The organism is Synechococcus sp. CCAP 1479/9, assembly GCF_019038535.1.
GTDB lineage: Bacteria > Cyanobacteriota > Cyanobacteriia > PCC-6307 > Cyanobiaceae > Cyanobium.
On record NZ_JAFKRK010000031.1, the window covers coordinates 21,329 to 42,982 of the forward strand.

Sequence of the window (21,654 nt, forward strand, 5' to 3'; positions counted from 1 at the left end):
GACGTCAGCGGGGGGGGGCCGGCACGATGCTGGTGCCGATGGGCTCACCGGCGACCGCCCGACCGATGTTGCCCGAGCCGAACAGGTCGAAGACCACGATCGGAATCGCGTTGTCCTTGCACAGCGCGATGGCGGTGCTGTCCATCACCTCCAGCTCGCCGCTCAGCACGTCGAGGAAGGTGAGGGTCTCGTAGCGGACCGCGTCGCTGTGCTTGGCGGGATCCTTGTCGTACACCCCGTCCACCTTGGTGGCCTTGAAGATCACGTCGGCGTTGATCTCCGCCGCCCGCAGGGCGGCCGTGGTGTCGGTGGTGAAGAAGGGGTTGCCGCAGCCGGCACCGAAGATCACCACCCGACCCTTTTCGAGATGGCGGATGGCCCGGCGGCGGATGTAGGGCTCGGCCACCTCCTGCATGGAGATGGCGCTCTGGACGCGGGTGGGCACCCCAACCCGCTCGAGGCCGTCCTGCAGGGTGATGGCATTCATCACCGTCGCCAGCATGCCGACGTAGTCGGCGGTGGCCCGGTCCATGCCGGCGGCCGAGCCCTTCAGGCCCCGGAAGATGTTGCCGCCGCCGACGACGATCGCCAGCTGGGTGCCACCGGAGACCACCTCGACCACATCCTTGGCGATCGATTGAACGATGGCGGGATCGATCCCATAGCCCTGGTCACCCATCAGCGCTTCACCGCTGAGTTTGAGGAGAACGCGCCTGTAGGCCATCGACTCGTGCGATCGGCCGAACAGTAGCAACCCCTCCCGCAGCGCCACCAGGTTGCGGGCAGCGGCGACACCCGCTTCACTGCCCCAAAGGAGCACCGCCATGGCCTTCGACCCGCCCGGTTGTCCTGTCCCCCGCGGCCCCCGCGGCCCCCGCGGCAGCGATGTGATGGCCCGGCTGACGCTCTCGGCCCTGGACCGGGCCAGCGACAGCCCGGGGTTCTGGGGCGAGCCGGAAGTGCACCGGGCCCTGCTGGTCAGCGGCCTGTCGGTGCTGATCTGCAGCCTGGCCCGGCTGCAGAACGACCTGGGCTGATCCCCGCAAGGTCCGGGGGCGGTCTCAGTATTCGATGCCCGCCTGGGCCTTCACCCCCTGCTCCCGGAAGGGGTGACGCACCACCTTCATCTCCGTGACCAGATCGGCCCGCTCCAGCAGGGCCGCCGGGGCGCCGCGGCCGGTGAGGGCCACATGGGTCAGGGGCGGGCGCAGGGCCAGACCCTCCAGCACCCGCTCGGGCTCGAGGTAGCCCAGCTTGAGGGCCACGTTGATCTCGTCGAGCACCACCAGCTTGCGCTCGCCGTCGGCGAGGTAGGCGCAGGAGCGCTCCCAGGCGCTCTGCACCAGCTGGCGGTCGCGCTCCCGGTCCTGGGTCTCCCAGGTGAAGCCCTCACCCAGGGCATGCCAGTGGAGGTCGTCGCCGAAGCGCTCCAGGGCCCGGGCCTCCCCCGGCTGCCAGCCGCCCTTGATGAACTGCACCACCGCCACCTTGCCGCCATGGCCCAGGGTGCGCAGCACCAGGCCCAGGGCCGCCGTGGTCTTGCCCTTGCCCTCGCCGGTGAACACGAGCACCAGCCCCTTCTCCAGATTCCGCTCCCCCACCCGCTGCTGCTGCACCTCACGGCGGCGCTGCATGCGACGGCGGTAGGCCTCCTGGTCCACCTCGGGGGCCAGGTCGCCTCCCGGGCCCAGCTCCTCGGCCTGGCGATCCAGGGCCAGGGTGTCGTCCGCCACGGGGGCAGGGGTCGGGGAGGCGTTCGCCGTCATGGGAAGCGGTGTCCGTTTGCGGCACTCTGGCGGAGCCTTGCCAGGGCCGTGTCGACCGCCTGCTGCTGGTCCCGCCGGGTGATCCAGTGGTGGTAGGTGCGGGTGTGGATCGCCACCGAGTGGCCCATCATCCGGGCCGCCACCGTGTCCGGCAGGCCGATGTGGATCGTGCGCACGGCCCAGGCGTGGCGCAGGTCGTAGGGGGTGATCGGCAGCCCGTAGCGGCGGAACTGCTCCGCCACCCGCCGGCCCACCTGCTGCAGGGTGGTGCGGCGCAGGTCGGTGCAGACCCGGGGCAGCTCGGCGCCGCCCTCCCCCAGGCCCTCCAGGCCGAAGTGCTCCACCCAGTCGGGCTGGAACGGCCACACCTGGTGCTCCCCGGTCTTGCTGGTGGGCAGCACCCGCAGCACCCGGTCGCCCCCCGGCGCCAGGGCGGAGAGGTCGCAGAAGAACACCTCGTGGTTGCGCAGGCCGTAGGTGGCCATCAGCCCGTAGGCCAGTCGCCAGCGGGGGTTGGGGATGGCCGCCACCAGCTCCAGGATGCGCGCATCGCTGGGCAGGCCCCGGAAGCGGGCCACATGCAGGCCGTAGCCGCCGCTGCGCTCGCTCCAGTCGGCCGGCAGGGGCAGCTGCAGGTGGCGGGCCAGGGCCCCCAGGGCGAGGCCGCACTGCTGGCGGCTGCGGCTGGCCAGGGGGTAGGTCTCCAGCACCTTCTCCAGCAGAGGCACCTCGACGGTCGCCGGCGTGGCGCCTGACGCGGCGGCCACCGCCGCCAGCCGCCGCAGATAGGGCCGGTAGGCGCCGCTCCAGGTGCTGCGGCTGCCGGCGGGCCGGCGGCGGCGGCGGGGATCGGCGAAGAAGGCGGCCTCAAAGCCCGCCAGCAGCGGCGTGAACCCCGCGGCCTCGGCGGGGGAGCCCGTCGCCAGGGGCGCCGGAGCGGAGGACGGCTCCCCAGCGGCCACGGCGGCTAGGGAGGGCGCTGACGCGGCCGGCCGACGGCGCCAGTGCTCCCAGGAGAAGCGGCCCCGCTCGACGGCCTCCCGCACCCGGGCCAGCTGGTCGAGGGCGGCGGCCACGCCCTCTGCCGTGGCCGGCAGCCCCAGGCTGATCCGCTGCACCGGCCGCGCCGCCGTGCCCTTTGGACAGGGCAGGGGCCCCCGCAGTCCGAGCCGCTGCTGGCGGATCTCCAGCCGCAGGCCGGTGCCCGAGGCCGCCAGTTGGAGGTTCTGCTGCCGCACCAGTTCTGTCAGATCAGCTGCCGCCGGATCAGGCGTGGCTGCTGCCGGCGCGGCGGGGGGTGGCGGGGCGGCCGGGGGGATGGTGGGGCGGTCGGGGAGCTGAGCCGGAAGCTACCCCTGCCGTCCCGGGGCCGCCAGGGCAGGGGGCGGTGATCCGCCGGGCAGCCGCCGGTGGGGAGGCGGGGTTACGCTCTGCCTTTCTGATCGAAGGCATGGCCAGGGTCGGCGTGCTGCTGCTGAACCTCGGCGGTCCGGAGCGGATCGAGGACGTCGGGCCATTCCTCTACAACCTGTTCTCCGATCCGGAGATCATCCGTCTGCCCACGCCGGCGCTGCAGAAACCCCTGGCCTGGCTGATCAGCACCCTGCGCAGCGGCAAGTCGAAGGAGGCCTACCGCTCCATCGGCGGCGGCTCTCCCCTGCGCCGCATCACCGAGCAGCAGGCCAGGGAGCTGCAGAGCCGCCTGCGCCAGGAGGGTGTCGATGCCACCAGCTACGTGGCGATGCGCTACTGGCACCCCTTCACCGAATCGGCGGTGGGCGACATCAAGGCCGACGGCGTGGAGGAGGTGGTGGTGCTGCCGCTCTATCCCCACTTCTCGATCAGCACCAGCGGCTCCAGCTTCCGGGAGCTGCAGCGCCTCCGCCAGGCCGACCCGGCCTTCCGCCGCCTGCCGATCCGCTGCATCCGCAGCTGGTACGACCATCCCGGCTACATCAATGCCATGGCGGGGCTGATCGCCCGGGAGATCGGCAACTGCGAGGCACCGGCGTCGGCCCACATCTTTTTCAGTGCCCACGGGGTGCCCAAGAGCTACGTGGAGGAGGCCGGCGACCCCTATCAGAAGGAGATCGAGGCCTGCGCCGCGCTGGTGATGGAGCGCCTCGAACAGCTGCTGGGCCACCCCAACCCCTCCACCCTCGCCTACCAGAGCCGGGTGGGGCCGGTGGAATGGCTCAAGCCCTACACCGAGGATGCCCTGCGGGAGCTCGGGGAGCAGGGCGTCCAGGAGCTGGTGGTGGTGCCGATCAGCTTCGTCAGCGAACACATCGAGACCCTCGAGGAGATCGACATCGAGTACCGGGAGATTGCCACCGAAGCCGGCATCAGCCATTTCCGCCGGGTGCCGGCCCTCGACACCGACCCCACCTTCATCCAGGGCCTCGCCGACCTGGTGCACGAAGCCATGGCAGGCCCGGAGGTGAACCTCGACATGGCGGCCCAGCTGCCCAAGAAGGTGAAGCTCTACCCCCAGGACAAGTGGGCCTGGGGCTGGAACAACAGTTCCGAGGTCTGGAATGGTCGCCTGGCGATGGTCGGATTTTCCGCTTTTCTGCTGGAATTGCTCACCGGTCACGGCCCGCTGCATGCCCTTGGACTGCTCTGACCGCCCAAGGCGCACCGGCCTGCGGAGCCGTTCGCTGGTGATCGCCGCCACCCTGGGGCTGAGCAGCCAGGCCCTGCCCGCCGAGGCCCGCAACGCCAGCCTCTGGGTCAGGGGGGTGTTTCCGGTGGCGAGCTTCGCCGGCTACACGAGCGGTTTCGGCATGCGCTCCCATCCCCTCAGCGGCGACGTCCGTCCCCACTACGGCATCGACATCGCCGCGCCCCTGGGATCGCCGATCCGCAGCTGGTGGGCCGGAACGGTGAGCGAGGTGATCGTCGACGGTGGCTGCGGCAACGGACTGGTGATCCGCTCGGGCAGCTACGAACACATCTATTGCCACCTCGGCGGCCAGGCCGGCAACGGTGTCTACCGCAGCGGCGGCGTCCTTCTCCGGGAGGGGCAGCGGGTGGCCACCGGCCAGGTGATCGGCCATGTCGGCCTCACGGGCAGCACCACCGGCCCCCACCTCCACTGGGGCATGCGTTATCGAGGCGCCTGGATGGATCCGGCCCGAGTGTTGCGGGCCATGGCGGAGAGCCGCCGTCAGCGCAACCCAAACCCCCTCCAGCGACCTAACCTTGGTGTCTTCCGCTGATGGTTCCGAGACCCCTGCCCGGATGCCTGGCTCCCGGGCCGACCGCTCTCCCATCCTGACGATTTCCTCCCCTTCGCCCGACCCCAGCCGCCGCCGTGACGCTCACGCCCCTTCCCTCCGCCATCGCCGCCGCCGGGACCAGCAGCCCCAGTGCTCCCACCCCTGAGGCGTCGCAGCCGTCGTCGGCGCCGATGCGGGTGAGCGGGGCCTACGCCCTGATGGATGCCCTGCACCGCCACGGCGTCCGCCACATCTTCGGCTATCCGGGTGGAGCGATCCTGCCCATCTACGACGAGCTCCACAAGGCGGAGGCCCGGGGCTGGCTGAAGCACATCCTGGTGCGCCATGAGCAGGGCGGCACCCACGCCGCCGATGCCTACGCCCGCGCCACCGGCCAGGTGGGCGTCTGCTTCGGCACCTCCGGCCCCGGCGCCACCAACCTGGTCACCGGCATCGCCACGGCCCAGATGGATTCGGTGCCGATGGTGGTCATCACCGGCCAGGTGCCCCGGGCCGCCATCGGCACCGACGCCTTCCAGGAAACCGACATCTTCGGCATCACCCTGCCGATCGTGAAGCACTCCTGGGTGGTGCGCGACCCCGCCGACATCGGCCGCATCGTGGCGGAGGCCTTCCTGATCGCCGCCAGCGGCCGCCCGGGCCCGGTGCTGATCGACGTGCCCAAGGATGTGGGTGCCGAGGAGTTCGACTACACCCCCGTGGCTCCGGGATCGGCGATCCCCTCGGGCTTCAAGCGTTCCCCCGCCCCCAGACCGGAGGCCATCGAGGGCGCCCTGGCCCTGATCCGCCAGGCCCGCCGCCCCCTGCTCTACGTCGGTGGCGGCGCCATCGCCTCCGACGCCCACGCCGAGGTGCACCAGCTGGCCGAACGCTTCCGGCTGCCGGTCACCACCACCCTGATGGGGAAGGGGGCCTTCGACGAGAACCATCCGCTGGCCGTCGGCATGCTCGGCATGCACGGCACCGCCTACGCCAACTTCGCCGTCACCGAGTGCGACCTGCTGATCGCCGTCGGGGCCCGCTTCGATGACCGGGTCACCGGCCGGCTCGACAGCTTCGCCCCCCGGGCCCAGGTGATCCACATCGACATCGATGCGGCCGAGGTGGGCAAGAACCGGGTGCCCGAGGTGCCGGTCGTCTCCGATGTCAAGCAGGCCCTGGAGGCCCTGCTGCAGGCCTCGGTCGGCGAGGGCTCCAACCGCCGCACCGACGCTTGGCTGGAGCGCATCGACACCTGGAAGCACCACTACCCCCTTGTGATCCCCCAGCCCACCGGCGAAATCGCGCCGCAGGAGGTGGTGATCGCCCTGCGGGAGCTGGCCTCCGAGGCCTTCTTCACCACCGACGTGGGCCAGCACCAGATGTGGGCGGCCCAGTTCCTGCGCAACGGACCCCGGCGCTGGATCAGCAGTGCCGGCCTGGGCACCATGGGCTTCGGCATGCCCGCCGCCATGGGCGTCCAGACGGCCTTCCCCGACGAGACGGTGATCTGCGTGGCCGGTGATGCCAGCATCCTGATGAACATCCAGGAGCTGGGCACCCTCAGCCAGTACCAGCTGCCGGTGAAGGTGGTGGTGCTCAACAACGGCTGGCAGGGGATGGTGCGCCAGTGGCAGGAGAGCTTCTACGAGGAGCGCTACTCCAGTTCCGAGATGACCGGCGGCATGCCCGATTTCCCCGCCCTCGCCGAAGCCTTCGGCGTCAAGGGCATCGGCATCACCGACCGGGCCCAGCTGCGCTCCGGCCTTGCCGAGGCCCTGGCCCACCCCGGTCCGGTGTTCGTCGATGTGCGCGTGCGCCGCAACGAGAACTGCTACCCGATGGTGCCCCCCGGCGCCAGCAACGCCCAGATGGTGGGCCTGCCCAGCCATCCCGAGCTGGCCATCGACACCATCCGCCAATGCAACGCCTGCGGCAGCACCACCGCCAGTGCCCACCTGTTCTGTCCCAGTTGCGGCGCCAAACTCTGACCCTGCTCGCGCTCCTGCTGGCCCTGGTGATCGCCTTTCCGGGTGCTGCGGCGGCGGCGGAGGTGTTCCAGGTGCGCAGCGGCACCCTGCTCCAGGTGGGTGATGGCAACCGCAGCTACCCCGTGGAACTGGCCTGCATGGAACTGGCCCCAGGCCAGGAAACCGAGGCGATCAGCTGGCTGCGGCAGGCCCTGCCCCGCCGCACCAGGGTGAATCTGCGCCCCATGGGCCAGCGGGACGGCACCCTGCTGGCCCGGGTGAGCCTGCTGGCCGGCGGTAACGACATCGCCGACGGCCTGATCGCTGCCGGCCTGGCCCGTCCGGAGGCCTGCCCATGAGCCTCAACCGCACCGCCAAGGGCATCGTGCTGGTTCCCACCCTGCTGCTGGGCGGCGCCTTCCTGGCCGCCGGCACCTGGGTCGACGGTCCCGCCGCCGCCAACCGGGGCCTGGCCCTCACCCTCGGCGCCGTCCTGATGGCAGCCGGTCTGCTGGCCCAGCTGCTGCCCGAATCCGGCCCGCCCGCCACTGACTCCAACGCCGACTCCAACCCGGACGCCAACCCCGAACCCTGAGGGACGACCAAAGATCACAGCCTGGCGCCGGCAGGGGAGGGCGGGCCCAGAGTTGGCTCAGTCAGGGCGAAGGGGATGCGGGACTTCGATCGGCTCGTCGTGCCCCTGGCCAAGGTCGGCCTCGACGCCATCGCTGAGGTGGGCGGCAAGAACGCCTCCCTGGGCGAGATGATCCAGCGGCTGGAACCCGCCGGCGTCCGGGTGCCGGGGGGCTTCGCCACCACGGCCGCCGCCTACCGGCTGTTCATCGCCGCCAACGGGCTCAGGCCGGTCCTGGCTGAGCTGCTCGACGGGCTGGATGCCGACGATCTGGCGGCCCTGCAGGCCGCCGGCCAGGGGGCCCGGGAGCGGCTGGGCCGGGCGGAACTGCCACCGCCGCTGGCCCAGGCGATCGTGGCCGCCTACCGGGAGCTCAGCGGGGAGCTGGCCTCCGGCGGTGGCCAGGCCGTGGTGGCGGTGCGCTCCAGCGCCACGGCCGAGGATCTGCCGGAAGCCAGCTTCGCCGGGCAGCAGGAGACCTTTCTGCATGTCGAGGGGGAGGCGGCGCTGCTGGAGGCCTGCCGGCGCTGCTACGCGTCGCTGTTCACCGATCGGGCCATCGTCTACCGGCAGCAGCACGGCTTCGATCACCTGGAGGTGGCCCTCTCGATCGGGGTGCAGCGCATGGTGCGCTCCGATCTGGCCAGCTCCGGGGTGATGTTCAGCATCGACACCGAAACCGGCTTCCGCGACGCCGTGCTGCTGACCGCCGCCTACGGGCTGGGGGAGAACGTGGTGCAGGGCGCCGTGAACCCCGATGAATGGCTGATCTTCAAGCCCACCCTGGAGCAGGGGTTCGCCCCGATCCTGAGCCGGCGGCTGGGCAGCAAGGCCCTTCGCATGGTCTATGCCGACCCCACCGGCGGCGATGGCCGGGCCGTGCGCAACGAGGCCGTCTCCCCGGAGGACAGCCGGCGCTTCGCCCTCAGCGACGCGGAGGCCCTGACCCTGGCGCGCTGGGCCTGCGTGATCGAACGCCACTACGGCGAACGCCGCGGGGTGCCCACGCCGATGGACATCGAGTGGGCCAAGGACGGCCTCAGCGGCGAGCTGTTCATCCTCCAGGCCCGGCCGGAAACGGTGGAATCCCGCCGGGGGGGGGCGGTGCTGCGCAGCTGGCACCTGGAGCCGCACACGGCCGAAGAGATCACCAGCGGACGGGCCATCGGCGCCTCGGTGAGCAGCGGCCGGGCCCGGGTGATCAGCGATCCGGGCGAGATCGCCCGGTTCATGGACGGCGACCTGCTGGTGACCCGCCGCACGGACCCCGACTGGGAGCCGATCCTGCGCAAGGCCAGCGGCGTGGTCACCGACCAGGGGGGCCGCACCTGCCACGCGGCGATCATCGCCCGGGAGATGGGCCTGACGGCGATCGTCGGCACGGGCGACGGCACCGGCCGGATCGCCGACGGTGACAGCATCACCCTGAGCTGCTGCGAAGGGGACGTGGGCCACGTCTACCGGGGGGCGGTGCCGTTCCGGGTGGAGGAGCAGGCCATCGGTGACCTGCCGGCCACCCGCACCCGGATCCTGATGAACGTGGGCAACCCCGAGGAGGCCTTCCACCTGGCCTCGATCCCCTGCGACGGCGTGGGCCTGGCCCGGCTGGAGTTCATCATCGCCAACCACATCCGGGTGCACCCCATGGCCCTGCTTGAGCCCGAGCGGGTGACGGCGGCGGCCGACCGGGCGGCCATCGCTGAGCTGGTGGCGGGGTATGCCGCGCCGGCCGACTACTACGTGGACCTGCTCAGCCAGGGCATGGCCCGGATCGCCGCCGCCTTCCATCCCCGGCCGGTGATCCTGCGCTTCTCCGACTTCAAGAGCAACGAGTACGCCCGCCTGCTGGGCGGAGCGGCCTTCGAGCCGGCGGAGGAGAACCCGATGATCGGCTGGCGCGGGGCCTCCCGCTACTACGCCCCCGCCTTCCGCGCCGCCTTCGCGCTGGAGTGCCGGGCCCTGCGCCGGGTGCGGGAGTCGATGGGGCTGGCCAACGTGATCCCGATGGTCCCCTTCTGCCGCACCCCCGAGGAGGGGGACCGGGTGCTGGAGGTCATGGCCGGCGAGGGGCTGGTGCGGGGCAAGGACGGCCTGGAGGTGTACGTGATGTGCGAACTGCCGAGCAACGTGATCGGCGCCGAGGCCTTCGCCGAGCGCTTCGACGGCTTCTCGATCGGCTCCAACGACCTCACCCAGCTCACCCTGGGGCTCGACCGGGACTCGGCCCTGGTGGCGGACCTGTTCGACGAGCGGCATGCCACCGTCAAGGACATGATCCGGCTGGCGATCCGCACGGCCCGCCGCTGCGGCCGCAAGATCGGCATCTGCGGCCAGGCCCCCAGCGACTACCCCGACTTCGCCCGTTTCCTGGTGGAGGAGGGGATCGACTCGATCAGCCTCAACCCCGATGCCGTGGTGCCCACCCGCATCGCCATCGCCGCCATGGAGGCCGAGCTGGACGCCGCCGGCCCGGCGGGCAGGGCCTGACGGGGCCGGTCTCCGGTTCCCCTCAGCAAGCGGCCTGGCGGAGCCGCACCGGCGCTGATCCCGCCGGCGTCCCGCCCCCCTCGAACCAGAGACGCCAGAGCAGCAGGGCATGGGCACCGCAGCGCACCGCGCAGAGCGCCGCCAGACCCATGCAGAGGGGGCAATGAGCCAGACCCATCCGAAATCCGGCCCCAGGCGCGATCAGGCTCCACCATGGCACCTTCCGCCGCGGATCGGCAGGGGACGCCACAAGCGTTGGCGCCCATCCGGCGCGTTGGCGCCCGCCCCGCCGTGCCCTAGAACGCCAGCAGCCCTCCAACCGCCACGGCCGTGCTGCGCCTCAGCGAGCTGAAACTGCCGCTCGATCACAGCGCCGCCGACCTGGAGGCGGCCATCACCCAGCGGCTGCGGCTCGCCCCCGGTGAGCTGCGCGGCCATCACCTGGTGAAGCGCAGCGTCGATGCCCGGCGGCGCGGTGCCATCGCCCTGGTGTACTGCCTCGACCTGGAGCTCGAAGGCGGCGCCAAACGCCGCCTGCTGCGCCGCTTCACCGGCGACCCCCACCTGCGTCCGACACCGGACAGCCGCTACCGCCCCGTGGCCCTGGCCCAGGGAGACGGCGCGGAGCTGCGTCCGATCGTGGTGGGCGCCGGACCCTGCGGCTACTTCGCCGCCCTGCTGCTGGCCCAGATGGGCTGGCGGCCGCTGCTGCTGGAGCGCGGCAAGGCGGTGAAGGAGCGCACCGCGGACACCTTCGGCTTCTGGCAGGGCCGCCGCCGCTTCGATCCGGGCTCCAATGCCCAGTTCGGCGAAGGGGGAGCCGGCACCTTCTCCGACGGCAAGCTCTACAGCCAGGTGAGCGAGAACCCCGCCTACATCCGCAAGGTGCTGGAGGAGCTGGTGGCGGCCGGGGCCGATCCGGAGATCCTCACCCTGCACCACCCCCACATCGGCACCTTCAAGCTGGCCACGGTGGTCCGCGGGCTGCGGGCCCGGATCGAGGCCCTTGGGGGCGAGGTGCGTTTTGGTCAGCACGTGGTCGAACTGCTGCTGGGGGACGCACCCGAGCGGCGCCTGGCGGGCGTGCGGCTGGCCGACGGCACCGCCATCGCCTGCGACCATCTGGCGCTGGCGCCGGGCCACAGCGCCCGGGACACCTTCGCGATGCTGCACCGCCTCGGTGTGGCCATGGAGCCGAAGCCCTTTGCGGTCGGGGTGCGGATCGAGCATCCCCAGGCCCTGGTCGACCGGGCCCGCTGGGGGGAGGCGGCCGGCCATCCGCGGCTGGGCCCCGCCGAGTACAAGCTGGTGCACCACTGCAACGCCGAAGCCAACACCGGCCGCAGCGTCTACAGCTTCTGCATGTGTCCCGGCGGCCTGGTGGTGGGGGCCACCTCGGAGGAGGGCTGCGTCGTCACCAACGGCATGAGCCAGCACTCCCGCCGGGAGCGCAATGCCAACAGCGGCCTGGTGGTGCCGATCACCCCGGAGGATCTGGCGCCCTACGCCCAGGAGGGGGAGGAGGCCCTGGCCGGGATCGCCTTCCAGCGCCACTGGGAGCGGCAGGCCTTCCATGCCGGCGGCGGCGACTACCGGGCGCCGGCCCAGTGGCTGGAGGATTTCCTGGAGCACAGACCCAGCCGGGAGTCCCCCCCGGAGGCGGTGGTGGGGTCGTACCAGCCCGGCCTGCGCTTCGGCAGCCTGGACGGCTGCCTGCCGGCCTATGTGCTCGACGCGATCCGGGAGGCCCTGCCGGTCTTCGCCCGCCGCATTCCGGGCTATGCCATGGCCGGGGCCCTGCTGACGGGCGTCGAGACCCGCACCTCCTCACCCCTGCGGCTGCAGCGCCACCCCACCGGGCTCGAGAGCCTCAACACCCCGGGGCTCTTCCCGGCCGGAGAAGGGGCCGGCCATGCCGGCGGCATCCTGTCGGCGGCGATCGACGGCATCAAGGTGGCGGAAGCGGTGGCCCTCAGCCTTGCGACACCACACCGCTCCACTGCACCGCCCTGACCCCGTCGCGGCGCCAGGAATGGAACAGGGCCGCTTCGGCCATGGTGCAGAGCGGGCAGAGGCCGATCCGCTCCGGGGCGATCCCCTGCCGTTCCAGCTGCAGCGCCGTGGCCCGTCGGATGTCCAGCCGGTCCCGGCCGGGGGCGGGATCCGGCAGCAGGGCGCCGCAGCGCTCCAGATCGGCCAGGGCCCGCTCCTCCGGCGGCGGCCCGCTGCCCTCGGCCGCCATGGCGGCGGCTACCTGCAGGGTCACGGAGCGTTCCACCTGATAGCGGAAGCCGGCCACGGCCGGACCGAGCGCCACCACAAGCCGGTCCCGGCTGGCGCCGTCCGCCACCAGCGCCCCGATCGCCGCCGGCACGATCCTGGCCGCGACCCCGCGCCAGCCCGCATGGCAGGCCGCCACCCGGCCGCTGGCGGGGTCGGCGATCAGCACGGGGGTGCAGTCGGCCCCGCACACCCAGAGGCTCTGGCCGCCCCGGTCGCTGCGCAGTCCGTCGGCCTCCGGCCAGGGGTCCCGGTCGGCGGCGGAGGCGGCCAGCACCGTGCCGCCATGCACCTGGCGGGTGCGGTGCACGCTGACGCCGGCACTGAGGGCGCCAGCCAGCTCCTCCGGCGGCCGCCCCTGCCACTGGCGGGTGAAGAAGCCGTGCTCGAACGCCGCCAGCAGGTCGCACTGGAGATAGTGGCCGCCATAGGTGCCCACCCAGGTCCAGCCGGGGAGGTCGTTGAAGCCGGCATCGGGCCGATCGAAGGGGGGCTCGAGCGCCTCAGCCATGCGCTTCAGCCCTCGGGCAGGTCGCGCAGCAGCCAGAAGCCCTCGAGGCTGGAGGCCTCCTCGCTGGCCTGGATGGCGATGAACTGCAGGCCGCCGGCCCGCTCCCTGGCCTCCGCCAGGGCCTGCTGGGCCAGCCGTGCCTCCTCCTCCGGCAGTCGCGCCAGGATCCAGCGATCCTCGAGGCCGGCCTCCAGCACCAGCTGGCCGGCGCTGACCTCCAGCCGGGTCGGCTCCAGGCCGGACAGCCAGCCGGCGATCGCCAGGGCCCGCCGGCGGCTGAACAGCCGGATCCCGGGGACCGGGGTGGCGGGATCGATGTCGGACGGCAGGGCCACCAGGCCGGGGAAGGCGATCTCCCAGCCGCCGGCCTCGGCCAGCGTGGCGGCCGGCAGGGTGGCCCAGCCCCAGCTGTCGCCCCGGGCCGCCTCGGGCAGGGGCAGGGCCACGGGGGGAATCGGCTGCGGTGGCGGGGCGAGGGGGCCGGCCATGTAGCCGGGCTCCAGGGGGTAGACGCTGGCCTGCCGCTCCCGCAGCCACTCGACCAGGCCGTAGCAACGCCGGCTCGGCACCAGCTCCAGGCCGAGCCCTTCGGCCGCCCGCTGCACCATGGCCCGCATCGAACCGCGCCAGCAGCGCAGCCGCCGCGGCGGGCCGTAGCCCTGCTCGGCGGCCGCCGCCAGGGCCGCCTCGATCGCCCCGCGCAGCCACTGGGAGTTGACGCTGGCGGCCGGACAGGCCATCGACCAGCGGAAGGGGTCCGGCGCCGGCTGCAGACCCTGCGTCGAGCAGATCAGCAGCTCCCAGCGCTTCTTGCCATCGGCCTCCAGGATCGGCCTGGAGTAATAGTCGAGCTCCCAGTCAGGGCTGGGTGCCTGCACGGCTGGGCTCATCCTGCGTCCTGTTCCTGCTGGCGCAGCAGCGAGCGGGCCCGGTGGGCCCGGTCCTCGGCCTCAGCCATCACGGTGTCCTTGGCGATGAGCAGCTCGCCGGGGGGACCTTCGAGCAGGGCGGTGTTGAGGGCGATGCGGCCCCGGGCGGGGTCGACGGCGGTGATCAGGGCCTTGAGGTGCTCCCCCTGCTGGAACGCCTCGCGCAGATCCCTCAGGGCACCGCCGGTGATCGAGGAATGGTGCAGCAGGCCGCTGACGCCGCCCAGGTCGACGAAGAAGCCGTAGGGCTTGATCGACACCACCTGCCCTTCCACGAGCTGGCCCACTTCCAGGGTGGCGAAACGGGCGGCGGTGGCAGCCCGCTTCTCCGAGAGCACCAGCTTGCGGGTCTCGGCGTTGACCTCCAGGAAGGCGACGCCCAAGGTCTGGCCGACGAGGGCCTCGTGGTTCTCGCCCTCGTTGAGCTGGGAGCGGGGGATGAAGCCCCGCAGACCCTCAAGGTCGCAGGTGACTCCGCCGCGGTTGAAGCCGTTCACCTTGACCTGCACCACCTTGCCCTCCTTCTCCAGCTGGCGGACCTTCTCCCAGCTCTGGCGCAGGGCCAGGGCGCGGGCGCTGATCGTCACCATGCCGTCGGCGTTCTGCTCGCGGGTGACGAGCACCTCGATCGGCAGCCCTTTCGGGAAGCGCTCCTTGAGGTTGGTGATCACCCCCAGGCCGCACTCGCTCTTGGGCATGAAACCGGGGGCCTTGCCGCCGATGTCCACATAGACGCCGTCGCTCTCCATGCCGATCACCACCCCCTGGACCACCTCGCCGGTGGTACCCACCGGGGCGTTCTCATCGAGGGCGGCGAGGAAGGCCTCCTCGTCGAAGTCGAAATCGTCGACGGTGCGGGCCTGGCGGGAGGACTCCCCAGGGGCAGCCTCGGCGGCGGCGGGGGCCCGGCCGGCCGAGCGGGCCGAACCGCCGCCGCGCCGATCCGTGGCCGGACCGAGCAGGTCGGCCATCGTCAGGCCCTCAATGCCCGCCAGATCGAAGCGGTCGTCATCGTCCGCGGCTGGCGAGGGGGGCCGCACCGGTGCGGCGACCGGAGCGGGAGCGGCCGGACCGGAGGCCGCCGCAGGGGCGCCGGCCGGGCCGGAGCCGGTGGGGACGAGGGGGGTGTCGGGCGCCGCCTCGTCCTCCTTCTTGATCATCAACACCTGGGGAGGCTTGCGCAGCGGCGCCGGGGCCGACCCGGCTGGCCTCGCCGGCGGCGTGGGGCGCTGGGCGGGGTTCCGGGGCTGACGCGGCGCGGGGTTGCCGGTTCCTGCCATGGAGGTCCTCAGCGAAGCACGGGGCTCCACACTGTACGAATCACCCTTCTGAGGCCGCTCCTCCCCCCGCCGATGCCCCCCCGCACCGAGCGACGCCTCGCCAGCCTCAGCTGGCCGACGGTGCGTGAGCAGGCGGCCCGTCCGGGCAGCACGGTGCTCTGGCCCCTGGGCGCCGTCGAGCAGCACGGTCCGCTGCTGCCCCTCGGCACCGATGCCCTGTTCGCCGAACGGGTGGCCGCAGCGGTGTTGGACCGGCTCGATCCCGACCTGCCGATCTGGCGTCTGCCGCTGCAGAGCCTCGGCTTCTCGCCGGAGCACCTGGGCTTCCCGGGAACCCTCAGCCTGCCGGCCGGGCTGCTGATCGACCTGGTGCGCGCCGTCGGCCAGGGGGTCGCGGCGGCGGGCTTCCGGCGACTGGTGCTCTTCAACGCCCATGGCGGCCAGATCGGCCTGCTGGAGGCGGCGGCCCGGGAGCTGCGGGTGCAGGAACCCGCCCTGGCGGTGCTGCCCTGCTTCCTGTGGCGCGGCGTCGATGGGCTCGGGGCGCTGATCCCCGAACCGGAGCGCAGCAACGGCCTCCACGCCGGTCTGGCCGAGACCAGCCTGATGCTGTTTCTCGAACCGGGCACCGCCGGGCCCCTCCCCGCCGCCGACGGCCCCGGCGAAGGCCAGGCCCCGCCCGCCGGCTGGAGCCTGGAAGGGGCCTGCCCCAGCGCCTGGCGCACGCAGGAGATCAGTGCCAGCGGCGTGATCGGGGATCCGTCCGGCGCCAGCGAGGCCCTGGGCCGGGAGCTGTTCGGCCGGCTGGTGGAGAGCTGGGAGCGACGGCTGGAGGCCCTGCTGCACAGCAACTGGCCGCCGACATCCGGCGGAGCGTGACTAAAGTCGTGGGATTGCTTATCCCCGTGGTTCCCATGCCCACCCTCGCAACCACCACGTCCGTCGATTCCTCCCTGGATCCGGTGGGCCCGATCGAGGGGAGCGACCTGCCCGACTTCAGCACCGACGCCTACAAGGACGCCTACAGCCGCATCAACGCGATCGTCATCGAAGGTGAGCAGGAAGCTCACGACAACTACATGTCCCTCGGCACCCTGCTGCCCGACCAGGCCGAGGAACTGGCCCGCCTGGCCCGGATGGAGCTGAAGCACATGAAGGGCTTCACCGCCTGCGGCAACAACCTCGGCGTCACCGCCGACATGCCCTTCGCCCAGGAGTTCTTCTCCCCCCTGCGCAACAACTTCCAGGCGGCCCTCCAGGAGGGCAAGGTGGTCACCTGCCTGCTGATCCAGGCCCTGCTGATCGAAGCCTTCGCCATCTCGGCCTACCACATCTATATCCCTGTCGCCGATCCGTTCGCCCGCAAGATCACCGAAGGGGTCGTCAAGGACGAGTACACCCACCTCAACTACGGCCAGGAGTGGCTCAAGGCCCATCTCGAGGAGTCCCGGGCCGAACTGGAACAGGCCAACCGCGACAACCTCCCCCACGTGCGCCGCATGCTTGAGCGGGTGGCCGCCGACGCCGCCGTGCTCCACATGGAGAAGGAAGACCTGATCGAGGATTTCCTGATCGCCTACCAGGACGCCCTCACCGACATCGGCTTCACCCCCAGGGAGATCGCCCGGATGGCCGCCGCGGCCCTGGTGGGCTGAGCTGCCCCCTTCCCCATCCCTGGGGAGGATGTAGCGTCGGCGACATCCGGCCCCGCCCCTGCCGCCGCTTTCTCCTTCCTGCATGTTCGGCCTGATCGGTCATTCCACCAGCTTTGAGTCGGCCCGGAACCTGGCGCGAAGCCTCGGTTTCGAGGAATACGCGGAGGGGGATCTGGACATGTGGTGCAGCGCTCCGCCCCAGTTGGTGGAGCGGATCAGTGTCACCAGCCCCACGGGCAAGCGCATCGAAGGGGCCTACATCGATTCGGTGTTCGTACCCGAGATGCTGAGCCGCTTCAAGACGGCCAAGCGCAAGGTGCTCAACGCCATGGAGCTGGCCCAGAAGACCGGCATCGACATCACCGCCCTGGGGGGCTTCACCTCGATCATCTTCGAGGACTTCAAGCTGCTGAGGGAGCAGCAGGTGCGGGCCACCACCCTCGACTGGACGCGCTTCACCACGGGCAACACCCACACCGCCTGGGTCCTCTGCCGTCAGGTGGAGGACAATGCCCCCAAGCTGGGCATCGACCTGCGCCGGGCGAAGGTGGCGGTGGTGGGCGCCACCGGGGACATCGGCAGCGCCGTCTGCCGCTGGCTCGCCCAGCGCACCGGCGTGCAGGAGCTGCTGCTGGTGGCCCGCCGGCCCCAGCCTCTCGCTGATCTCCAGCAGGAGCTCGGTGGCGGTCGCATCCTGCCCCTGGAGGACGCCCTGGCCGAAGCCGACGTGGTGGTCTGGGTCGCCAGCCTGGCCCAGGCCAGCAACATCGACCCCAGCCAGCTGCCCCGTCCCTGCCTGATGGTCGACGGCGGCTACCCCAAGAACCTGGACACCAGGGCCGCCGGCGACGGCATCCACGTGCTGAAGGGCGGCATCGTCGAATTCGGCTCCGACATCGGCTGGCAGATGATGGAGGCCGCTGACATGGCCAAGCCGCAGCGCCAGATGTTCGCCTGCTTCGCCGAAGCGATGCTGCTGGAGTTCGAAGGCCTGCACACCAACTTCAGCTGGGGCCGCAACAACATCTCCCTCGAGAAGATGGACCTGATCGGCGCCGCCTCCCTTCGCCACGGTTTCCAGGCCCTGGGTCTGGACGTCCCGGCGGCGATCCCCAGTCTCTCCATCACCTGATCCCCCCGCCTGAGAGCCCATGGCCCGCCGCGTCCTGCTGGACTTCGAGAAACCGCTGGTGGAGCTCGAGGAGCAGATCGAGCAGATCCGCCAGCTGGCCCGTGATTCCGAGGTGGACGTGAGCCAGCAGCTGCTGCAGCTGGAAACCCTCGCCACCCGCCGCCGGGAGGAGATCTTCAGCTCCCTCTCCCCGGCCCAGAAGATCCAGGTGGCCCGCCACCCCCAGCGGCCCAGCACCCTCGATTACATCCAGGTCATCACCGACGAGTGGATTGAGCTGCACGGCGACCGCCGCGGCAACGACGATCGCGCCCTCGTGGGCGGTGTGGGTCGCATCGGCGACCAGCCCGTGGTGCTGCTCGGCCACCAGAAGGGCCGCGACATGAAGGAGAACGTGGCGCGCAACTTCGGCATGGCCTCCCCGGGCGGCTACCGCAAGGCGCTGCGGCTGATGGAGCACGCCGATCGCTTCCGCCTGCCGATCCTCAGCTTCATCGACACCCCCGGGGCCTACGCCGGCGTCAAGGCCGAGGAGGAGGGCCAGGGGGAGGCGATCGCCGTGAACCTGCGCGAGATGTTCCGGCTGCGGGTGCCGATCATCGCCGTGGTGATCGGGGAAGGGGGCTCCGGCGGCGCCCTCGGCATCGGCGTCGCCGACCGCCTGCTGATGTTCGAGCACAGCGTCTACACGGTGGCCAGCCCCGAGGCCTGCGCCTCGATCCTCTGGCGCGATGCGGGTAAGGCCCCCGCCGCCGCCGAGGCCCTGCGCATCACCGGCGCCGATCTTCTGCAGCTCGGGCTGGTCGATGCCCTGCTCAAGGAACCCTCCGGGGGCAACCACTGGGCGCCGATCCAGGCCGCCGAAACGCTCCGCCAGGCGCTGCTCAGCCACCTCGCGGAGCTGCAGAGCTGCAGCGAATCCGCCCTGCTGGAGGCCCGCTACGCCAAGTTCCGGCGCATGGGCCAGGTCCTCGAGGGGGCGGCGCCGGATCCCGCCCACGCACCGTAGGGTTTGCCTCCCTGCCCCACCGCCCTTTGCCCGTCGCCCTGATCACCGGTGCCTCCCGCGGCATCGGCGCTGCCACCGCACGACGTTTCGCCGCCGAGGGCTACGACCTGCTGCTGGTGGCCCGCACGCTGGCCGACCTTGACGGGCTCGCCACCGAGCTGCGCGGGCTGGGCCGCCGCGTCGAGACCCTGGCCCTGGACCTGACCCGGCCGGAGGCGATGGCGCCCGCCCTGGCCGAGCTGCTCGGGCGCGGTCTGGTGCCTTCGGTGGTGATCAACAACGCCGGTGCCGCCTGGACCGGCCCCCTGGCGGAAATGCCGATCGAGCGCTGGCAGTGGCTGCTGCAGCTCAACCTCACCAGCGTCTTCCAGGTCTCCCAGGCGGTGCTGCCGGCCCTGCGCCAGGCGGGTGGCGGGCGGATCATCAACGTCAGCAGCCATGCCGCCCGCAACGCCTTTCCCGAGTGGGGGGCCTACTGCGTCAGCAAGGCCGCCCTGGCCTCCTTCAGCCGCTGCCTCGAGGCGGAGGAGCGCTCCGCCGGCATCGCCGTGAGCACCCTCACCCTGGGGGCGGTGAATACACCCCTCTGGGACAGTGAAACCGTCCACAGTTCCTTCGACCGACGTGCCATGCTTTCAGCCGAGCAGGTCGCCGAATCCCTGCTCTACCTTGCGCGGCAACCCCACAGCCAGACGGTTGAGGACCTCACCCTGATGCCGGCCGCCGGAGCCTTCTAAACCCCCTTATGACATCCACCCTCCCCACTGGCCTAAGCGCCCGTCAGGCCGCTCCCGTCACGACCCCCATCCCCGTCAGCCTGCGGATCCGCGAACGGCTGCAGAAGGAAGGGGTCCCGTTTCTGGCCAACGACAACATCTCCGACCACCTGCGCGAGGGTGAGCTCGACCAGCTGGAGATCGAGGTGGCCGGCAAGGTGCGCGACCTGCTGCGCAGCCTGGTGATCGATATCGAGAACGACCACAACACCGAGGAGACGGCCGAGCGGGTCGCCAAGATGTACCTCCACGAGGTGTTCAAGGGCCGTTACCACGAGCAGCCGAAGATCGCCAGCTTCCCCAACGTGAAGCAGCTCGATGAGATCTACACCGTCGGGCCCATTTCCATCCGTTCCGCCTGTTCCCACCACCTGGTGCCGATCCTCGGCAACTGCTGGATCGGCATCAAGCCCGGTGAGCGGGTGATCGGCCTGTCGAAGTTCTCCCGCGTCGCCGACTGGGTCTTCTCCCGGCCCCACATCCAAGAGGAGGCGGTGATCATCCTCGCCAACGAGATCGAGCGGCTTTGCGAGCCCCTCGGACTGGCGATCCTGGTCAAGGCCCAGCACTACTGCATGAAATGGCGCGGGGTGAAGGAGCCCCAGACCAGCATGGTCAACTCGGTCGTGCGCGGTGATTTCCGCCACGACCCGAGCCTCAAGCAGGAGTTCTTCGAGCTCGTGCGCCAGCAGGAGGCCCTGCTCAGCACCTGAGCCGGCTCAGTTGCCCGGACGGGGCGCCACCGGGCCCACCACCTGGGAGACGCTGCGCTGGCTGCCCCCCGGGGTCGGCACCGCCACCACCACCATCACCTGGGAGGCCACATCGGCGGGGGTGAGGGCATAGGTGGGGCCGCTGGCCCCCTGGATCAGCTGCCACTGGACCTGTCCGGGGGACAGCCGGTACCAGTGGAAGGCGCTCGGGGGCAGGGCGGCCAGCCCTTCGGCGGCCGCCGTGGCCTGGAGCAAGGCCCCCTGCATGGCCTGGCCCTGGAGCAGGAGCTGGTCGAGGCCGGTGATCCGCTGCTCCACCGCCCCCTCGATCCGCTGGTCGCCGGCGATCTGCTGGCGCAGCAGCTGGATCTGCTGCTGGGGATCGGCCGTCACCCCAGGGACGCACTGGAGCGTGCCGTCCACCAGCTGGCAACCCACCAGGTCCTGGGCCCGGAGTCCGGGAGCCCCCGGCAGTGCGGCCAGCAGCAGGGCCAGGGGGAGGACGGCACGGGCTCGGGAAGGGAGGCGGAGGAAGGCCAAGTGGGGGGTAGGAATCGGACTGCACCGATCCTGCACCCGGCAGCGCCAAACGCCAATCAACCGCCGCCGGATCCACGCACCGCCGCCACCAGGGCCGCGACCCGCCCCAGGTCCTTGAGGCCGGGGCGCTCCTCCAGGGCACTGGAGGCATCGAGGCCATCGGGCTGCAGCCGGTCCAGCAGCTCGGCCACCGTCCCGGGGCCCACACCACCGGCCAGCCACCAGGGCATGGGCGGGCGGAAGTCCTCCAGCCATTCGATCGGGATCCTGTGCCCGGTCCCCCCCAGCTGGCCGGGGCACCAGGCGTCGAGCAGCAGGGCCTCCACCACGCCCGCATAGCCAGCCGCCCGCTCCAGGTCCTCGGGCGTCCGCACCCTCAGGGCCTTCCAGAGGCGCACCCGCAGCCTCCCGCCCAGCTCACGGCAGCGTTCGACGCTCTCCTCACCATGCAGCTGCACCACCGCATGGCCCCGTCCCGCCGCCAGCTCCTCCAGCTGGTCGTCAGCGGGATCGGCCACCACCAGCACGCCGAAGCAGGCTGGGTGGCCGGCGGCCATGGCGGCGAACAAGCCGGGCCGCTGCTCCGGCGGCACGTAGCGGGGCGAGCCGGGAACGGCGATGACGCCGATGGCATCGGCCCCCAGGGCCGCGATGGCGGTGGCCTGGGCCGGCTCCCGGAGCCCGCAGATCTTGAGCAGCGGAGTGGTGACCGGAATCGGGGCGGCTGGCCTGTCTTTCTAGGATGGGACGA

At 71.6% G+C, this 21,654-nt stretch carries 23 protein-coding genes; 14 read left to right on the forward strand and 9 right to left on the reverse strand.

Features of this window, described 5'->3' with window-relative positions:
- Positions 1-4 precede the first annotated feature (4 nt).
- Entirely contained in the window at positions 5-724 is a 720-nt protein-coding gene (pyrH, locus tag KUG38_RS13110) for a UMP kinase (protein ID WP_015107734.1), read from the reverse strand.
- Between the two features lie 100 nt (positions 725-824).
- Here pyrH and KUG38_RS13115 point away from each other — a divergent pair, with 100 nt between their 5' ends.
- A complete protein-coding gene (locus KUG38_RS13115) occupies positions 825-1,037 on the forward strand; it encodes a hypothetical protein (protein ID WP_216922469.1) in 213 nt (70 codons plus the stop codon).
- A 24-nt stretch (positions 1,038-1,061) separates the two neighbouring features.
- On the opposite strand, the gene cobO is transcribed toward KUG38_RS13115, so the two are convergent.
- Positions 1,062-1,766 carry a cob(I)yrinic acid a,c-diamide adenosyltransferase gene (gene cobO, locus KUG38_RS13120; RefSeq protein WP_216922384.1) on the reverse strand — a complete coding sequence of 235 codons (705 nt, stop codon included), beginning with the start codon at positions 1,764-1,766 and terminating at the stop codon, positions 1,062-1,064.
- Complete coding sequence (locus KUG38_RS13125) at positions 1,763-3,004, reverse strand: site-specific integrase (RefSeq protein ID WP_216922386.1); 1,242 nt, start codon at positions 3,002-3,004, stop codon at positions 1,763-1,765. Before KUG38_RS13125 ends, cobO begins: the two co-directional genes overlap by 4 nt.
- A 212-nt stretch (positions 3,005-3,216) precedes the next feature.
- On the opposite strand from KUG38_RS13125, the gene hemH reads away from it, so the two are divergent.
- From hemH to ppsA, 6 genes are all read left to right on the forward strand, one after another.
- Positions 3,217-4,392: a ferrochelatase gene (hemH, locus tag KUG38_RS13130; protein WP_216922388.1), complete on the forward strand. Its 1,176-nt coding sequence runs from the start codon at positions 3,217-3,219 to the stop codon at positions 4,390-4,392.
- A complete protein-coding gene (locus KUG38_RS13135) occupies positions 4,373-4,987 on the forward strand; it encodes a M23 family metallopeptidase (RefSeq protein ID WP_216922391.1) in 615 nt (204 codons plus the stop codon). The genes hemH and KUG38_RS13135 overlap by 20 nt, the downstream gene beginning before the upstream one ends.
- A gap of 191 nt (positions 4,988-5,178) precedes the next feature.
- The gene (gene ilvB, locus KUG38_RS13140; RefSeq protein WP_216922460.1) at positions 5,179-6,978 is read left to right on the forward strand and encodes a biosynthetic-type acetolactate synthase large subunit; all 1,800 of its coding nucleotides are present in this window, start codon (positions 5,179-5,181) and stop codon (positions 6,976-6,978) included.
- Entirely contained in the window at positions 6,960-7,316 is a 357-nt protein-coding gene (locus KUG38_RS13145) for a hypothetical protein (protein WP_216922393.1), read from the forward strand. The genes ilvB and KUG38_RS13145 overlap by 19 nt, the downstream gene beginning before the upstream one ends.
- Positions 7,313-7,552, forward strand: a complete 240-nt coding sequence (locus KUG38_RS13150; RefSeq protein WP_216922394.1) for a GIVxVP protein — start codon at positions 7,313-7,315, stop codon at positions 7,550-7,552. Before KUG38_RS13145 ends, KUG38_RS13150 begins: the two co-directional genes overlap by 4 nt.
- 75 nt (positions 7,553-7,627) lie before the next feature.
- A complete protein-coding gene (ppsA, locus tag KUG38_RS13155) occupies positions 7,628-10,078 on the forward strand; it encodes a phosphoenolpyruvate synthase (protein ID WP_216922396.1) in 2,451 nt (816 codons plus the stop codon).
- 22 nt (positions 10,079-10,100) lie between these two features.
- Here ppsA and KUG38_RS13160 read toward each other — a convergent pair whose 3' ends face one another.
- Positions 10,101-10,256 (reverse strand): hypothetical protein, encoded by a 156-nt coding sequence (locus tag KUG38_RS13160; RefSeq protein ID WP_216922398.1) that lies wholly within the window; start codon positions 10,254-10,256, stop codon positions 10,101-10,103.
- Between the two features lie 152 nt (positions 10,257-10,408).
- Between KUG38_RS13160 and KUG38_RS13165 the strand changes: the two genes are divergently transcribed.
- Entirely contained in the window at positions 10,409-12,091 is a 1,683-nt protein-coding gene (locus tag KUG38_RS13165) for an NAD(P)/FAD-dependent oxidoreductase (RefSeq protein ID WP_216922400.1), read from the forward strand.
- On the opposite strand, the gene KUG38_RS13170 is transcribed toward KUG38_RS13165, so the two are convergent.
- The 3 genes from KUG38_RS13170 to KUG38_RS13180 are packed head-to-tail and all read right to left on the reverse strand — an operon-like array spanning position 12,051 to position 15,078.
- On the reverse strand, positions 12,051-12,869 hold the full coding sequence (locus tag KUG38_RS13170; RefSeq protein ID WP_216922402.1) for a purine nucleoside phosphorylase YfiH/LACC1 family protein: 819 nt from the start codon (positions 12,867-12,869) through the stop codon (positions 12,051-12,053). The two genes, KUG38_RS13165 and KUG38_RS13170, sit on opposite strands and share 41 nt — an antisense overlap.
- Positions 12,870-12,874: 5 nt before the next feature.
- Entirely contained in the window at positions 12,875-13,759 is an 885-nt protein-coding gene (locus tag KUG38_RS13175) for a Tab2/Atab2 family RNA-binding protein (RefSeq protein WP_216922404.1), read from the reverse strand.
- Positions 13,756-15,078, reverse strand: coding sequence for a S1 RNA-binding domain-containing protein (locus KUG38_RS13180; RefSeq protein WP_216922406.1), 1,323 nt, complete (start codon positions 15,076-15,078; stop codon positions 13,756-13,758). Before KUG38_RS13180 ends, KUG38_RS13175 begins: the two co-directional genes overlap by 4 nt.
- Before the next feature lie 72 nt (positions 15,079-15,150).
- On the opposite strand from KUG38_RS13180, the gene KUG38_RS13185 reads away from it, so the two are divergent.
- The 6 genes from KUG38_RS13185 (at position 15,151) to folE (ending at position 20,363) form a co-directional block, all read left to right on the forward strand.
- Entirely contained in the window at positions 15,151-15,957 is an 807-nt protein-coding gene (locus tag KUG38_RS13185) for a creatininase family protein (protein WP_216922408.1), read from the forward strand.
- Positions 15,958-15,992: 35 nt separating this feature from the next.
- A complete protein-coding gene (locus KUG38_RS13190; protein ID WP_216922410.1) occupies positions 15,993-16,733 on the forward strand; it encodes an aldehyde oxygenase (deformylating) in 741 nt (246 codons plus the stop codon).
- An 82-nt stretch (positions 16,734-16,815) separates the two neighbouring features.
- Positions 16,816-17,865 (forward strand): long-chain acyl-[acyl-carrier-protein] reductase, encoded by a 1,050-nt coding sequence (locus KUG38_RS13195; protein WP_216922412.1) that lies wholly within the window; start codon positions 16,816-16,818, stop codon positions 17,863-17,865.
- Positions 17,866-17,884: 19 nt separating this feature from the next.
- Entirely contained in the window at positions 17,885-18,874 is a 990-nt protein-coding gene (locus tag KUG38_RS13200) for an acetyl-CoA carboxylase carboxyltransferase subunit alpha (protein ID WP_216922413.1), read from the forward strand.
- A 26-nt stretch (positions 18,875-18,900) separates the two neighbouring features.
- Positions 18,901-19,611, forward strand: coding sequence for an SDR family oxidoreductase (locus KUG38_RS13205; RefSeq protein ID WP_216922416.1), 711 nt, complete (start codon positions 18,901-18,903; stop codon positions 19,609-19,611).
- A gap of 8 nt (positions 19,612-19,619) precedes the next feature.
- Positions 19,620-20,363 (forward strand): GTP cyclohydrolase I, encoded by a 744-nt coding sequence (gene folE, locus KUG38_RS13210; RefSeq protein WP_216922418.1) that lies wholly within the window; start codon positions 19,620-19,622, stop codon positions 20,361-20,363.
- Positions 20,364-20,369: 6 nt separating this feature from the next.
- Here the strand turns inward: folE and KUG38_RS13215 are convergent, their stop codons facing one another.
- Both KUG38_RS13215 and KUG38_RS13220 read right to left on the reverse strand, forming a co-directional pair.
- Positions 20,370-20,903, reverse strand: coding sequence for a hypothetical protein (locus KUG38_RS13215; RefSeq protein ID WP_216922419.1), 534 nt, complete (start codon positions 20,901-20,903; stop codon positions 20,370-20,372).
- Positions 20,904-20,959: 56 nt separating this feature from the next.
- A complete protein-coding gene (locus KUG38_RS13220; protein WP_216922462.1) occupies positions 20,960-21,619 on the reverse strand; it encodes a phosphoribosylanthranilate isomerase in 660 nt (219 codons plus the stop codon).
- Between the last annotated feature and the right edge of the window lie 35 nt (positions 21,620-21,654).